The following is a 13,499-nucleotide window of genomic DNA, read 5'->3' as shown; positions in this document are numbered from 1 at the left end:
AATTATTAACATCGCCTTAACGAGCGCCGATGCGGTTTAACCCGCGAGCGGGCAACAAGCGGGTTACGGCGCCAGGGTCAGAGCTTGTGTGTTGACAGGAGCAGGCTGGTCTCGGTCTGTGCAATGCCCTCGACCAGGCGGATGCTGGACAGCACGCGGTCGAAGTCTTCCAGCGTGTCGGCACGCAGTTCGGCCACGAGGTCCCAGCGGCCGTTGGTGGTGTGCAGAGCGAACACATTGGGATGGCCGCGCAACGCACGCAGCACCTCGCTGGCCTGATTGCCTTCCACGGCCACGGTGGTGAGCGCGCGGATGCGCTGACCCTCGGCTTGCGGCTTGAGTCGCACCGAGTAGCCCACGATCACGCCCTCGCGCTCCAGCCGGGCCATGCGGTTCTGCACCGTGCCGCGCGCCACCTTCAGCTTCTTGGCCAGGGCGGAGACTGGCATGCGCGCGTCGTCCCGCAAGAGGCCGATCAACTCGCGGTCCACATCATCCAGACCAGTCATAGTGCTAACCAAGAGTGGCAATGTGAGCAGTTTAGCTGGCCGATTTGACAAGTTTCTGGCTATTTGTTGGCCGAGAGCCTCTTCAGAATCGAGTTTGAGGTGCACGCAGCGGCGAGGCACCCATCAAAGGAGACTCCGCTATGACCCGTTTCATCGATGTGCCCGCCCTGTCCCGCCTGGTTCAGGATGTTGGCGTCACCACCTTCATGGCCGAACTGGCCGACACCCTTCGCAGTGACTTTGCCCGCTGGGGCGAATTTGACAAGGCCCCACGCGTGGCCAGCCACTCAGACGTCGGGGTGATCGAACTGATGCCGGTGGCCGACAGCCGCCGCTATGCATTCAAGTATGTCAACGGCCACCCGAGCAATACGGCGCGCGGCATGTACACGGTGATGGCCTTCGGCGTACTGGCTGACGTGGCTACCGGCTACCCGGAGCTGCTCTGCGAGCTGACGCTCACGACCGCGCTGCGCACCGCCGCCACCTCGGCCATGGCCGCCAAGGCGCTGGCCCGGCCCGACTCCCGCGTGATGGCCTTGATCGGCAATGGCGCGCAAAGCGAGTTCCAGGCCCTGGCCTTCCACAGCCAGCTGGGCATCGAGGAAATCCGGCTGTTCGACGTGGACCCACGTGCCACCGACAAGCTGATGCGCAATCTGTCAGCCTTCCCGGGCCTGCGCCTGATCCGCTGTGAATCTACGGCCGAAGCCGTGCGCGGCGCCGACATCGTCACCACGGTGACGGCCGACAAGGCCCTGGCCACCATCATCACTCCCGAGATGATCGAGCCAGGCATGCACATCAACGGTGTCGGCGGTGATTGCCCTGGCAAGACCGAGCTGCATGCCGATGTGCTGCGCGCCGGCAAGATCTTTGTCGAGTTCGAGCCGCAGACCCGAATCGAAGGCGACATCCAGCAGCTGCCGGCCGATCATCCGGTCACCGAACTGTGGCAGGTGTTGACGGGTGCCGCTGCCGGCCGCGAAAGCGCCCAGCAGGTGACGGTGTTCGATTCAGTGGGCTTCGCGCTGGAAGACTTCTCGGCTCTGAGCTATGTGCACAAGCTGGCGCTGGCCCGCAAAATCGGTGAGGACGTGGCCCTGGTGCCGCCGGCCGAAGACGATCCGAAGGACCTGTTCCGGCTGACCCGCGGCGGGCGAACCCAACTGCGTCGCGTGGCCTGAGCGGCGCGCGCATCGGCGCGCCAGACGGCGCATGCAAAAAAGCCGCGATCTGGTCGCGGCTTATTCAATTGCGGGCTTCAGGCTTCGACAGCTGCCTCGGCCACTGGCGCTTCGCTCTCCTGCTTGGGCTTGGCGCAACTGGGCTTGCACACCACTTCGGTACGACCCAGGATGCGCTTGCTTTGCAAGGAGCTGGGCGGGCGGTGCTTGCCGCACTTGAAGCAGGAGCGGGTATGGCCACTGCCCAGGAACGGCGAGCCGCCAAGTTTGGACTCGTAACGCAGCCCGTCGTTGCTCACGCTGGTGTAGGTGTCTTTGCTCATTGTTGTGCTCGGCTTCCAAGGATCCGTGCCTTGTGGGCATCGGGCCAGACGCGTTCCCTCGTCATCCATTCGATAGTAGGTCGCGAGCTGTGACATTTGTCTGCTCGCTTGCCCGATGTCGCGGGTTTGTCCGGGGTGCTTGTGCGACATGCGCCCGGCGATGGATCCAACGCTGACGGCACAATCGCGGCTCGCCTTCATCTCCCCTTATTGTTCCAGCGCACCGTCCCGATGGCCAAACTGTTTTTCCGCTATGCCGCCATGAATGCGGGCAAGTCGACTGCACTTCTGCAGGTGGCCCACAACTACGAAGAGCGCGGCCACCAGGTACGCCTGTTCACCTCCGGTGTGGATGACCGCTATGGCGTGGGCTTCATCACTTCACGATTGGGCCCGAAGCGGGAGGCCGAGGTGTTCGACAAGGACACCGACTTCCTGGCCTTGAATGCGGCGCAGCCTGGCATTGCCTGCTTCCTGATCGACGAGGCGCAGTTCCTGACCAAGGCCCAGGTCTGGGCGCTGCATCAGCTGGCCCATATCGGCAACACGCCGGCGATCTGCTACGGCCTGCGCACCGACTTCCAGGGGGAACTGTTTGAAGGCTCGGCCACGCTGCTGGCGCTGGCCGATGAGATGGACGAAATGAAGACGATCTGCGACTGCGGCCGCAAGGCCACGATGAACATGCGCGTGGACGCCGGCAACCGCAAGGTCACGCAGGGCGCGCAGGTCGAGATCGGCGGCAATGCCCGCTACCGGTCGGTGTGCGGGCGCTGCTTCAGGCAGAGCTGAAAACTGCCCCGGCCGGGAGGCTAGGGCTGCTTGATGGATTACTTTGCGCTGAGTTGGGCGTCGAGCTCTTTGCACGACGGCGAGCACACCGGCTGCGACTTGCCGAGCAGCTTCTTGGACTTGAGCATGGCGCGAGGGCGGTGCTTGCCGCACAGGAAACACGACATGGTCGCGGCGCCGAACGAGGAGGTTGCCGCGAAGGGCGAACCGGGTGCTTTCGAGCGATAGCGCAGACCATCTGCTTCGATGGTCGTCTTGGTACTGTCCTTGGCCACGCTGGTCCTGGGTCTAGTGTTGTGGGGTTTCGGCGCAAAGCGCCAGACCCGTATTTTCCACCATGTGCGGGCGTCGCCCCTAGTCGGGGCTTTCACCCGAATGGGGGAGGGCTCAAGAACCGCCGAAACGAGGTAGGCGTTTGGCCTGCCAGGCGCGCACGCCTTCGGCCAGGTCGGCAGAGGCGTTGGCCTTGGCGATATCGGCCTGCAGCCCAGCTATATCGAGCTTTCCGCGCGCAATCGCGTTCAGGTGCTGCTTCATGCCGAGCAGCGCCAATGGTGCCAATTCACCGAGCTGCCGGGCCAGCAAATCGGCTGCTTCGAGCAGCGTCGCCACATCGGGCAGCAGGCGGTCCAGGAACTGGCATTCGAGCATTTGCTGCGCATCCAGCGTCTCGCAGGCCAGCAAGACACGCTTGGCAGTGTTGATTCCCAGCCGGGTCACATAGCGCTCCAGCCCGCCCCGGTAGAAGTGCAAGCCCAGCTTGCTGGCCGGCACGAACATCTCGCAACTGTGCACGCCCAGGCGGAAATCGCAGGCCAGCGCCAGGTCGGTCGCGCCGCCATAGACGCCGCCGTTGATCGCGGCGATCGTGACGGCGCGGCAGGCTTCCAGCTGATCGGCCAGACGCTCGAACAAGGCGCCTGCATCGACACCCGGCACGCTGCCAATGTTGAAGCCGCTGCAGAAATGCTTGCCTCGGCCAGTGATCAGGAGCACCCGGATCGCCGGGTCGGCCTCGATTTGCGTCAGGTGGCTGGCGAACACATCCAGGTCCTGCAACTCCAGGCGATTGGCTTGCTGCGGGCGGCGCAGTTCGATGCGGGCCAGCGGGCCTTCCAGGATCAGCGAAGGGGTCTTGTCAGGCATGGTCGCAGTCTAGGGCTTGTTGCGGCGCGGTATTTTCGACCTACCGGTCGGACGACTTTTGTCAATTGGGCCCGAACCTAGGGGTCATCCCTTGGATTTTGCGTAGAGTCGCAAACAGGCCGAAACGGCCGACCGACGGAGCTTTGATGGATTTCTCGATCGCAAGCATCCTGATGCTGGATGGCGTCACCAATGGGGCGATTTATGCGCTGCTGGCCCTGGCCACGGTGCTGGTGTTCGCCGTGACCCGGGTGATTTTCATACCGCAGGGCGAATTCGTGGCCTATGGGGCCTTGACCATGGCTGGTTTCCAGATGGGCAAGACGCCGGGCACTGCCTGGTTCCTGCTCGCCATGGCGGCGTTGGTGGCTGTGCTGGATGGTGTTGGTGGCCTGCGCTCACGCCAGCCCTTGCCGGCCTTGCTGGTGAAGCTCCTGCGCAGCGCGGCGGCACCGGTGCTGATAGCGGCGCTTGCCATCTGGGCCGGGCCGCGCCAACTCCCCCTCCTTGGCCAGGCGGTGATCACGCTCGCGCTGGTCACCGCCATGGGCCCGCTGGTCTATCGCCTGGCCTATGAAGAACTGGCCGATGCTTCGGTGCTGGTGCTGCTGATCGTTTCGGTGGGCGTGCACTTCGCGTTGACCGGCTTCGGCCTGGTGTTCTTCGGTGCCGAGGGCAGCCGCAACCCGAGCTTCTGGGATGCGAACTTCAATGCCGGCCCGCTGCTCTTGTCGGGCCAGACCCTGATCATCATTGGCGCGTCCGCAGCGCTGATCGTGCTGCTGTGGCTGTTCTTCGAGCGCAGCCTCTACGGCAAGGCCTTGCGCGCCACGGCAGTCAATCGCCTGGGCGCACGTCTGATGGGAATTTCCAGCGGCGCGGCCGGGCGGCTCTCGTTCACGATGGCGGCTTTCATCGGCGCTCTCTCGGGCCTCCTGATCAGCCCGACCACGACGATCTTCTATGACAGCGGCTTCGTCATCGGCTTGAAGGGCTTTGTCGCGGCGGTGTTTGCGGGCTTGTCCAGCTACCCCGGCGCGGCGCTGGGCGCCTTGCTGGTGGGCCTGCTCGAATCGTTCAGCTCCTTCTGGGCCAGCGCCTTCAAGGAAGTGATCGTGTTCACCGCCATCCTGCCGGTGCTGCTGTGGCGCTCCTTGCGCGACCCGCATTCCGAAGAGCATTGAAGAGCGAGCGATGCAGATGTTGCGAAAGATTCTTCCTGCTGCAGGCCTGCTCCTGCTGGCCGTTTTGCCCCTCCTGCCGGTGCCCGAGTTCTGGATCACCCAGCTGAACTACATCGGCATGTTCGCGCTGGTGTCCCTGGGCCTGGTCTTGCTGACCGGCGTTGGCGGCCTCACGTCTTTTGGCCAGGCGGCCTTCGTCGGCCTTGGCGCCTACACCACGGCCGTGCTCAGCACGCGCTGGGGCCTCTCGCCCTGGGTCGGGCTCGTTGCCGGCATCGCCATCACCATCGTGGTGGCTCTGATCCTGGCCTGGCTCACGCTGCGCATGTCGGGCCACTACCTGCCGCTCGCCACCATCGCCTGGGCGCTGAGCCTGAACTACACGATGGGCAACATGGAGTTCCTCGGCAAGTACGACGGCCTGCAAGGCCTGCCGAGCCTGAGCCTCCTGGGCATGGACTTGAGCGGCGGCCGCGCGCTTTACGGCCTGATCTGGGTGATTGCGCTGCTTGCCGCCTGGGGCGTGAAGAACCTGCTCGACTCGCGCCCCGGTCGCGCGATCCGCGCGCTCAACGGTGCCACGACGATGGCCGAGGCCATGGGCGTTTCGACCTTTCGCTACAAGGTCGTGATCTTCGTTCTGGCTGCTGTACTGGCCGCCACTTCGGGCTGGCTGTACGCGCAGTTTCAGCGCTCGGTGAACCCCAGCCCCTTCGCCTTGAAGATGGGCATCGAGTATCTGTTCATGGCCGTCGTGGGCGGCGTGGGCACGGTGTGGGGCGCCTTTGTCGGTGCCGGCGTGGTCAAGCTGATCGAAGACCAGCTGAAGGAGCTCTTGCCGGCCTTGCTGGGTAGCAGCGGCAACTACGAAATCATCGTGCTGGGCGTGGTGCTGGTGCTGATGCTGAAGTACGCGCCCAAGGGCCTGTGGCCATTCATCGAGACCGCCCTGCGCCGCTGGTGGCCCGCTGTGCCACGGCCTCGCGACTGGGAGGGCGCCGCGCCGCTGCCCTTGCGAGACAAGCCGGCCCCGGGTGAACTGCTGCTCGACGTCGACCGCCTGCGCAAGCAGTTCGGCGGCCTGGTCGCGGTGAACGACGTGAGCTTCCAGATCCGCGCCGGCCAGATCGTCGGCCTGATCGGGCCCAATGGCGCGGGCAAGTCCACGACCTTCAATCTCGTCAGCGGCGTGCTGTCTTCCACCAGCGGCCAGGTGAGCTTCCGCGGTCAGCCGGTGAGCGGCCTCGCTTCCCGCCTGATCGCGCGGCGCGGCATGTCGCGCACCTTCCAGCACGTGAAGATGATTGCCGACATGACCGTGCTCGAGAACGTGGCGCTGGGCGGCTATCTGCGCGGCAGCAGTGGCTCGATGCGTGCGATGCTCAGGCTTGATCGCCAGGAAGAGCAGCGCCTGTTCAAGGAGGCAGAGACGCAGCTGCGTCGCATCGGCATGGCCGAGCAGATGCATGAACTCGCTGGCAACCTGGCCCTGGGCCCGCAGCGCCTGATGGAAATCGCGCGAGCACTGTGCACCGACCCCGCCTTGCTGCTGCTGGACGAGCCCGCTGCCGGCCTGCGCCACAAGGAGAAGCAGGCGCTGGGCGATGTCCTGCGCCAGCTGAAGCAGGAAGGCCTGTCGATCCTGCTGGTCGAGCACGACATGGACTTCGTGATGGGTCTGACCGACCGCATTGTCGTGATGGAGTTCGGCACCAAGCTGATCGAAGGCACGCCCGCCGAAGTGCAGGCCAGCCCGGAAGTCAGGGCCGCCTACCTTGGCACGGAGCATTGAAATGCGTGATTTGCTGCAAGTGATTGACCTGCACGCCGGCTACGGCCGCGCTGAAGTGCTCTCCGGCCTCAATCTCAAGCTGGCCAAGGGCTCGGTCGTCACCGTGATCGGCCCGAACGGCGCCGGCAAGTCCACCACCTTGAACGCGCTGATGGGCGTGCTGCCGCACAAGGGTCAGGTCTTGTTCGAAGGTGAAGACATCTCCAATCTCGGCCTCGAAGCCCGCGTGATGCGCGGCCTGGCCCTGGTGCCGGAGAAGCGCGAGCTGTTCACCACGATGACGGTAGAAGACAACCTCGTGCTCGGCGGCTGGCGGCCGATGCGCATGGGCGAACGCGCCTGGCGAGGCGAGCTGGACCGTGTCTATGCGCTGTTCCCGCGCCTGCTCGAACGTCGCAAGCAGATGGCAGGCACGCTCTCGGGCGGCGAGCGCCAGATGCTGGCCGTGGGGCGCGCGCTCATGAGCAAGCCCAAGCTGCTGATGCTGGATGAACCCAGCCTCGGTCTGGCGCCGCTGATCGTGAAGGAGATCTTCCGCATCGTCTCCGCCCTGCGCGATGCCGGTGTCAGCATCCTGCTGATCGAGCAGAACGCCCGCGCCGCGCTGGAAGTGGCCGACTATGGCTATGTGCTGGAAACCGGCGAGATCGGCCTCGAAGGCCCGGCCAGCCAACTGGCCGGCGACGCACGCGTCGTCGAAACCTATCTGGGCAAGAAGAAGGATTGAGCGCCGAATCAGGCTGCCGGGCGCAGCTTGATGTATTCGACGTTCAGCGTCACCGTCTCGGCATAGCGCAGCACGAAGTAGTCGCCGTCCACCACATAGAAGCGCGCGAGCTCTTCGTCGGCTTGCGTGCTGGGCTGCTTGTCTGCGTCCAACGGGCGGCGCATCACTTTCTCCAGCACCATGCGGTCCAGGCGACCCTCGGGGTCGAGGAAGAAGTCGTCCAGGATGCCCATATAGATCCAGGGCCTGCCGCTGATGTTGACGATGGCGCTGACGACGATGCAGTCCGGTTCCTCGCCCGGCGGGAAATCAGCGCCGGTGAGCAGGTAGTACCAGGGCGCTGCGTGGAAGCGCAGCAAGGGGCTCAAGGGCGCACCCGCGCGGTCCAGCCGCCAGCGGATGATGGCGGCGCGAATCAGTGCCGGGGCCCCGTAGGCAAAGGCAAAGAGGCTGCCGAAGTAGGCGGCGATCCAGGACAGCTCGCTGGCGAGATTGCTGATCGAGCGGGCTTGCGCGGCGGCGTCGCTGACCATGAGCCCGAGCAGCAGCGTTGGCTGCACATGGCGACCGAAGAACAGGGCGGCAAGTGCCAGCCACAGCAGGTGCAGGCCGCCAGCCCAGAGCACCGCTTCGGTGACGATCTGGCCAAACGGCGAATAGTCGAGCGAACTGCGCTCAGCCCGCTTGATGCGCGAGCGCGCGATGAAACCGGGCAACAGCAGCGCAAAGACGACCAGCGCGGGCAGGGCGATGTTCATCGCGGTGCGGGCGCGGAATCAGGCGGCTTTGGGAACGACGATGGGCTGTACGACGCGGACCTGCTGGTCCTGCCCGTTGCGGATTTCGATGACCACGGCCGGGCCGGATTCAGCCCCAGTGGACTTGCGCGCCAGATAGCCGCGCAACTCTGCGGCGGCGCGCGGGTCGGCGAGCAACTGCTTGGCGAGGGGGCTCTTCAGCGCTTTCATCGTGGGCTGACTATGCCACAGGCGCCTGTGCCTGTGGCCCAAGCAGCTGCTGCAGCCAGGCGCTCAGGTCCTGGACCTCTTCCAGACAAACCGAATGCTCGATCGGATAGTCATGCCAATCGACCTGGTAGCCGAGCGTTTCCAGCTGCTCGCGCGAGGCCTGGGCGCGGCCGATCACCACGACACCGTCCGCGCCACCGTGGGCCATGAAGATCGGCGTGCCGGCATTGGGTGCGCTGCGCTCTGCGGCGGTTGTTGAAGCCAGCGGCAGATAGCCGGACAGGCAGACCAGCCCTGCCAGGCGCTGCGGGTGGCGCAGGCCGGCCATCAGGGTCATGGCGCAGCCTTGCGAAAAGCCCATCAGGACGATGCGCTCCGCCGGTATGCCGCGGTCCACCTCGCGCTGGATCAGCGCACTGACAATCGCTTGCGAGCGGCGCAGGCCCTGCTCGTCTTCGCGCGGCTGTGGATGCGGGCCATAGATGTCGTACCAGGCGCGCATGCGGTAGCCGCCGTTCAGCGTCACCGGCATCTCGGGCGCGCTCGGGAAGACGAAACGAACGCCACCGATCTCGTCAAGGTCCAGCTCCTCGCAGATCGGCACGAAGTCGTTGCCATCGGCGCCCAGACCGTGCAGGACGATGATGCAGGCGTTGGGGTTCGGTGCTGATTCCAGTTCGATGAGATCGATGTTCATTGCGAAAGGCTTAGATGGCGTACCAGAGGGCCGCGAAGAAGTGGCAGACGCTGCCAGCCAGCACGAAGAGGTGCCACACCGCATGCGCATAGCGCACCCGGTTGTCGAGCAGGAACACGACCGCACCCAGCGTATAGGCCACGCCGCCGGCCACCAGCCAGAAGAGGCCGTCTGCGGGCATGCGCTCCAGCAGCGGCTTCAGGGCGATCAGCACCACCCAGCCCATGGCCACATAAAGGCCGGTGGACCACAGCGGATGGCGAAGGCGGTTGAACAGCTTGGCCGCCACACCCACGGCGGCGATGGCCCAGGTCAGGCCGAACAGCGTCCAGCCCCAGCCGCCGCTGAGCACGCCCAGCGCGAAGGGTGTGTAGCTGCCGGCGATGAAGACATAGATGGCCGCATGGTCCAGCCGGTTCAGCCATTTCTTGGCCGTGCCCGGCGGCACGGCGTGATACAGCGCCGAGATCAGGTAGAGCAGGATCATGGTGCCGGCGAACACGCTGGCCGCCACCACGTTCACGGCCGTGCCCTGCTGTGCGGCGAAATAGACCAGGATGGGCAGGGCTGCCACGGCCAGCGCGAAGCCCAGGCCATGGCTGATCGAGTTGGCGATTTCCTCGCCCAGGGTTTGGGGACGATCGGCTGTCATGGCGCCGATTGTCCACATCCTTCATCGAGCTGCAGCAAGACATGGATGGGCACCGGCTGCAAGGGCGCCCGCGGCAGGCCCGGCGCATCGCGCCAGCCGAAAAGCTCGTTGGCGATGCCGCCGCAGACCCGGCCCTGGCAGGCGCCCATGCCGCAGCGGGTTTGCAGCTTGGCATCGCGCCAGCTGCTGCAGCCCTTGAGTTCGCCCAGGTTGACGTCTTCGCATCGGCAGACAAGGGTGCGGGCGTCGGCCAGCTTCAGGAGCTCCGGCCGCAAGTCGAAGCTGCTTTGCAGCGCCCGGCCGAAGGCGAGCGCCTGTGCATGCTGGCGGGTGCGAGATGCGGTGCGGCCAAGCATCGCCTGGGCTGCTCGCGCGCCTTCCAGCATTGATTTTTCTACGCCACCGATGCCCGTGCATTCGCCGGCAGCAAAGATGCCTTTGACGGAGGTCTGCATTTGCACATCGACCGAGATGGCGCCATCGCGCAGCGCGCATCCCAGCAGCGCGGCCAGTTCGGTATTGGGCAGGAGGCCGAAGCCGATACCCAGAGCCTCGCATGCGAGCTGCTGGCCATTGCTCAGGCTCACGCCTTCAAGCCTTGCTTCGCCATATGCCTTCTGCACCCAGGCGCCGTGCAGGTAGGGCGTGCCGCGCAGCCGCCAGCGCAGGTTCAGCGCCTGCGCCACTTTGCTCAGGGGCAGTCGCGCGGCAAAGCCGGCCAACGCTACCGGGTGCGCTTGCTCAATAACGGCCAGGACCTGGCCGCCACTGGCCTTCAACGTATCGGCGGCTGCGAGCAGCAAGGGGCCTGAACCGGCGAGCACCACGCGCTTGCGCGCGACCGGCCAACCGCCCTTCACCAGCGCTTGCAGGCCGCCGGCGCCAATGACGCCGGGCAGGGTCCAGCCCGGGAATGGCAGCATGCGCTCACGTGCGCCGGTCGCGAGCAGCAATTGCGGCGCTTCGACACGCAGGGCCAGGTCTTGCGCCGTGTCGTGCAGCACAAGCGCGCTCGGTCCGTCAGCGGCTATCACCACATGCGAGGCGAGCAGCGTGAGGCCGGGAAGATCGGGCATGTGCTGCCAGGCCGGCGGCGGCCCGCCCCGCCAGATCTGCCCGCCGGGCCTGTCCTGCTTGTCGATCCAGATCACTTGCCGGCCGGCCTTGAGCAAGGCGCGCACGGCAGCCATGCCGGCGGGGCCGGCGCCGACCACCAGCACATCGGCTTGCAGCCGCTTCATAGCCCGGTCTCCACCGTCATGCCTTCGCTGACCAGCGTCATGCAGGCCAGGCGCTCGCCCCGACCATCGATCCGCACGCGGCATTCCTGGCAGACGCCCATGCCGCACAGTGGCGCGCGCGCATCGCCGTTCAGCGAATGACGAAATGCGACGACACCGACGCGAGCCAGGGCAGCGGCAACGCTGAGCCCGGCGTCGAGCTCATGGACCTGGCCGTTGATCGTGATCTTCATGGTTTGATGAAGCGCTGGGGCCTGTAGGGGGCCGGGTCGAGCAGGGGCGCCTGGCCGAGGCTGAGTTGTGCGAGCAGCTCGGCACTGGCCAGGCTGGTAGTGATGCCCAGGCCTTCGTGGCCGCAGGCGGTCCAGACGCGAGGCAGGGTCGGATGCGCGCCAATCAGCGGCTGGCCATCGGCGCTGGCCGGGCGGATGCCGCTCCAGCAGCGCAGCAGGCTCATGTCTTTCAGTGACGGGATGAAGGCGGTCGCGTGGGCCAGCATGCGACTCAGCATCCTCATGTCCAGCCCGGCATCATCGCGATGCAGCTGCCGCGAAGAACCAATCAGCAGTTGCCCGCCGGGGCGCGGCTGCACATTGAAGGAAACGGTATCGATGTCGGTGCGATGCGCATTCTTCAGGTAGCCGAGCTCGACCAGCTGATGCCGGACCGCATGCGGCTGGCGCTGCGTGATGGCCAGCTGCCCCTTCTTCGGCACCAGACTTCCGGCTGGCAGGAAGAGCTGGCTGCTCAGTCCGCCACAAAGCACGGTGAGCGCGCCCCAGAGTCGCCGGCCATCGGCGAGCTGCAAGCCTAGCGAATCGATATGCGTGACTTCGCCGTGGATCAGGTGAGCGCCGTCAAGCCAGCGCGCGGCGATGCGCGGCGGGTAGACGCGCGAGTCGTCCGGCACGCGCAAGGCGCCGGCGAGTCCGCTCCGCAGCAAGGGCTCGGTGCGTGCAAGCTGCTGCGCATCGAGCAGCTCGGCAGCATGGCCTTGCGCCCTCAACCAGGCCTGCTTGCGCGCGGCGGCTGCCATCTCTTCTTCATCGGCAGCAATCCACAGCGTGCCGCAGCGCTGATGCTCGGCCGCTTCCACATGGTCGCGCGATTCATCGAGCCAGGCCTGCCAGAGCTGCATCGAGCGATGGCTCAGCTGGTATTCGTGCTGATCGGCAGCGCCTTCGGCATCGACGCGCAGGAGGTGGCCCATCGATGCAGCCGTGGCGCCTGCACCCACGGCTCCGCGCTCGATGACGGCGACGCTCAGACCCTGGCGCAGGTACTCCCGCGCACAAGCGGCGCCGAGAATGCCGCCGCCGATGATCAGGACGTCGGCAGTTCTTTTCAGACGATGCCCCAGGCAAAGGGATCGTTCGGGTCGAACAGCAGCGTGGCGTCCAGCTGCACGTGGGCGCGGCCGCGAATCAGGGGCAAGACCTGGCCCTTGGCAACACCCGCCTGCCAGCTCGCCTCGAACACGGAGCCAATCACGCTTTCCTGCCGCCACAGCTCGGCAGGCTGCAGCTTGCCATCGGCCGCCAAGCAGGCCAGCTTGGCGCTGGTGCCGGTGCCGCAGGGCGAGCGGTCGTAGGCCTTGCCCGGGCAGAGCACGAAGTTGCGGCCACTGTTGGCCGCGTCAAGGGCGGGGCCGGTCAGTTCGATGTGATCGATCTCTGCACCATCGGCACCCGTGATGCCGCGGGCCTGCAATTGCTCGCGCAAGGCCCAGCTGAATTCGGTCAGTGCCTCGACGTTCGCAAGTTCCAGCGTCATGCCATGGTCGGCGCAGAGGAAGAACCAGTTGCCGCCGTAGGCGATGTCGCCATGCACGCGGCGGCCTTGCACCTCCACTGCGACATCGCTCGCATACCGGTAGGCCGGCACATTGGCAATGCTGACGCTGCCGTCTTCATGCAGTGTGGCCGTGATGGTGCCGACCGGCGTATCGATGCGGTGCTGTCCCGGCCGGATGCGGCCCAGGTGCGCCAGCGTGGCGATCAGGCCGATGCTGCCGTGACCGCACATGCCCAGGTAGCCGACGTTGTTGAAGAAGATCACGCCGGCCGTGCTGCCGGGCTCGGCCGGCTCGGTCAGCAAGGCGCCGACGATCACCTCCGAGCCGCGCGGCTCGTTGACCAGGGCGCGCCGCCAGTGGTCATGCTCGCCACGAAAGCGGGCCAGGCGCTCGCCCATCGTGCCTCGCCCAAGATCCGGACCGCCCTCGATGACCAGTCGCGTGGGCTCTCCCCCCGTGTGCGAATCGATGAATCTTGTCGTCATG

General features: G+C 65.9%; 17 protein-coding genes. 5 read left to right on the top strand and 12 right to left on the bottom strand.

What is annotated here, in order from left to right:
• Nucleotides 1-77 precede the first annotated feature (77 nt).
• A complete protein-coding gene (locus V3596_RS14210) occupies nucleotides 78-509 on the bottom strand; it encodes an Lrp/AsnC family transcriptional regulator (protein ID WP_334278426.1) in 432 nt (143 codons plus the stop codon).
• 140 nt (nucleotides 510-649) lie between these two features.
• Between V3596_RS14210 and V3596_RS14205 the strand changes: the two genes are divergently transcribed.
• Entirely contained in the window at nucleotides 650-1,696 is a 1,047-nt protein-coding gene (locus V3596_RS14205) for an ornithine cyclodeaminase (RefSeq protein ID WP_334278425.1), read from the top strand.
• A gap of 77 nt (nucleotides 1,697-1,773) precedes the next feature.
• Here the strand turns inward: V3596_RS14205 and V3596_RS14200 are convergent, their stop codons facing one another.
• On the bottom strand, nucleotides 1,774-2,019 hold the full coding sequence (locus tag V3596_RS14200) for a hypothetical protein (protein WP_334278424.1): 246 nt from the start codon (nucleotides 2,017-2,019) through the stop codon (nucleotides 1,774-1,776).
• A gap of 231 nt (nucleotides 2,020-2,250) precedes the next feature.
• On the opposite strand from V3596_RS14200, the gene V3596_RS14195 reads away from it, so the two are divergent.
• Nucleotides 2,251-2,811, top strand: a complete 561-nt coding sequence (locus tag V3596_RS14195) for a thymidine kinase (protein WP_334278422.1) — start codon at nucleotides 2,251-2,253, stop codon at nucleotides 2,809-2,811.
• A gap of 38 nt (nucleotides 2,812-2,849) precedes the next feature.
• Here V3596_RS14195 and V3596_RS14190 read toward each other — a convergent pair whose 3' ends face one another.
• Nucleotides 2,850-3,086 carry a hypothetical protein gene (locus V3596_RS14190; protein WP_282824626.1) on the bottom strand — a complete coding sequence of 79 codons (237 nt, stop codon included), beginning with the start codon at nucleotides 3,084-3,086 and terminating at the stop codon, nucleotides 2,850-2,852.
• A gap of 112 nt (nucleotides 3,087-3,198) precedes the next feature.
• Complete coding sequence (locus V3596_RS14185; RefSeq protein ID WP_334278421.1) at nucleotides 3,199-3,957, bottom strand: enoyl-CoA hydratase/isomerase family protein; 759 nt, start codon at nucleotides 3,955-3,957, stop codon at nucleotides 3,199-3,201.
• Nucleotides 3,958-4,103: 146 nt separating this feature from the next.
• Here V3596_RS14185 and V3596_RS14180 point away from each other — a divergent pair, with 146 nt between their 5' ends.
• Genes V3596_RS14180 through V3596_RS14170 form a run of 3 tightly spaced genes read left to right on the top strand, consistent with a single transcriptional unit; the run spans nucleotide 4,104 to nucleotide 7,660 of the window.
• On the top strand, nucleotides 4,104-5,141 hold the full coding sequence (locus tag V3596_RS14180; protein ID WP_334278420.1) for a branched-chain amino acid ABC transporter permease: 1,038 nt from the start codon (nucleotides 4,104-4,106) through the stop codon (nucleotides 5,139-5,141).
• 10 nt (nucleotides 5,142-5,151) lie between these two features.
• On the top strand, nucleotides 5,152-6,933 hold the full coding sequence (locus V3596_RS14175; protein ID WP_334278419.1) for a branched-chain amino acid ABC transporter ATP-binding protein/permease: 1,782 nt from the start codon (nucleotides 5,152-5,154) through the stop codon (nucleotides 6,931-6,933).
• A gap of 1 nt (nucleotide 6,934) precedes the next feature.
• The gene (locus V3596_RS14170; protein ID WP_334278418.1) at nucleotides 6,935-7,660 is read left to right on the top strand and encodes an ABC transporter ATP-binding protein; all 726 of its coding nucleotides are present in this window, start codon (nucleotides 6,935-6,937) and stop codon (nucleotides 7,658-7,660) included.
• An 8-nt stretch (nucleotides 7,661-7,668) separates the two neighbouring features.
• Here the strand turns inward: V3596_RS14170 and V3596_RS14165 are convergent, their stop codons facing one another.
• From V3596_RS14165 to V3596_RS14130, 8 genes are read right to left on the bottom strand one after another with little or no spacing between them, the layout of a single operon-like run.
• Nucleotides 7,669-8,418, bottom strand: coding sequence for a hypothetical protein (locus V3596_RS14165; protein ID WP_334278417.1), 750 nt, complete (start codon nucleotides 8,416-8,418; stop codon nucleotides 7,669-7,671).
• Between the two features lie 18 nt (nucleotides 8,419-8,436).
• Nucleotides 8,437-8,628, bottom strand: a complete 192-nt coding sequence (locus V3596_RS14160) for a hypothetical protein (protein ID WP_334278416.1) — start codon at nucleotides 8,626-8,628, stop codon at nucleotides 8,437-8,439.
• 10 nt (nucleotides 8,629-8,638) lie between these two features.
• Nucleotides 8,639-9,325: an alpha/beta hydrolase gene (locus V3596_RS14155; RefSeq protein ID WP_334278415.1), complete on the bottom strand. Its 687-nt coding sequence runs from the start codon at nucleotides 9,323-9,325 to the stop codon at nucleotides 8,639-8,641.
• A 10-nt stretch (nucleotides 9,326-9,335) separates the two neighbouring features.
• Complete coding sequence (trhA, locus tag V3596_RS14150; protein WP_334278414.1) at nucleotides 9,336-9,977, bottom strand: PAQR family membrane homeostasis protein TrhA; 642 nt, start codon at nucleotides 9,975-9,977, stop codon at nucleotides 9,336-9,338.
• Nucleotides 9,974-11,218, bottom strand: coding sequence for an FAD/NAD(P)-binding oxidoreductase (locus V3596_RS14145; RefSeq protein ID WP_334278413.1), 1,245 nt, complete (start codon nucleotides 11,216-11,218; stop codon nucleotides 9,974-9,976). The genes trhA and V3596_RS14145 overlap by 4 nt, the downstream gene beginning before the upstream one ends.
• On the bottom strand, nucleotides 11,215-11,451 hold the full coding sequence (locus V3596_RS14140) for a (2Fe-2S)-binding protein (protein WP_334278412.1): 237 nt from the start codon (nucleotides 11,449-11,451) through the stop codon (nucleotides 11,215-11,217). Before V3596_RS14140 ends, V3596_RS14145 begins: the two co-directional genes overlap by 4 nt.
• On the bottom strand, nucleotides 11,448-12,539 hold the full coding sequence (locus V3596_RS14135) for an NAD(P)/FAD-dependent oxidoreductase (protein WP_334278466.1): 1,092 nt from the start codon (nucleotides 12,537-12,539) through the stop codon (nucleotides 11,448-11,450). The genes V3596_RS14140 and V3596_RS14135 overlap by 4 nt, the downstream gene beginning before the upstream one ends.
• A 23-nt stretch (nucleotides 12,540-12,562) precedes the next feature.
• Nucleotides 12,563-13,498: a 4-hydroxyproline epimerase gene (locus tag V3596_RS14130; RefSeq protein ID WP_334278411.1), complete on the bottom strand. Its 936-nt coding sequence runs from the start codon at nucleotides 13,496-13,498 to the stop codon at nucleotides 12,563-12,565.
• Between the last annotated feature and the right edge of the window lies 1 nt (nucleotide 13,499).

This window comes from Roseateles microcysteis (assembly GCF_036880965.1).
Lineage (GTDB): Bacteria > Pseudomonadota > Gammaproteobacteria > Burkholderiales > Burkholderiaceae_C > JAUASW01.
This window is presented reverse-complemented; position numbering and strand designations above follow the sequence as displayed.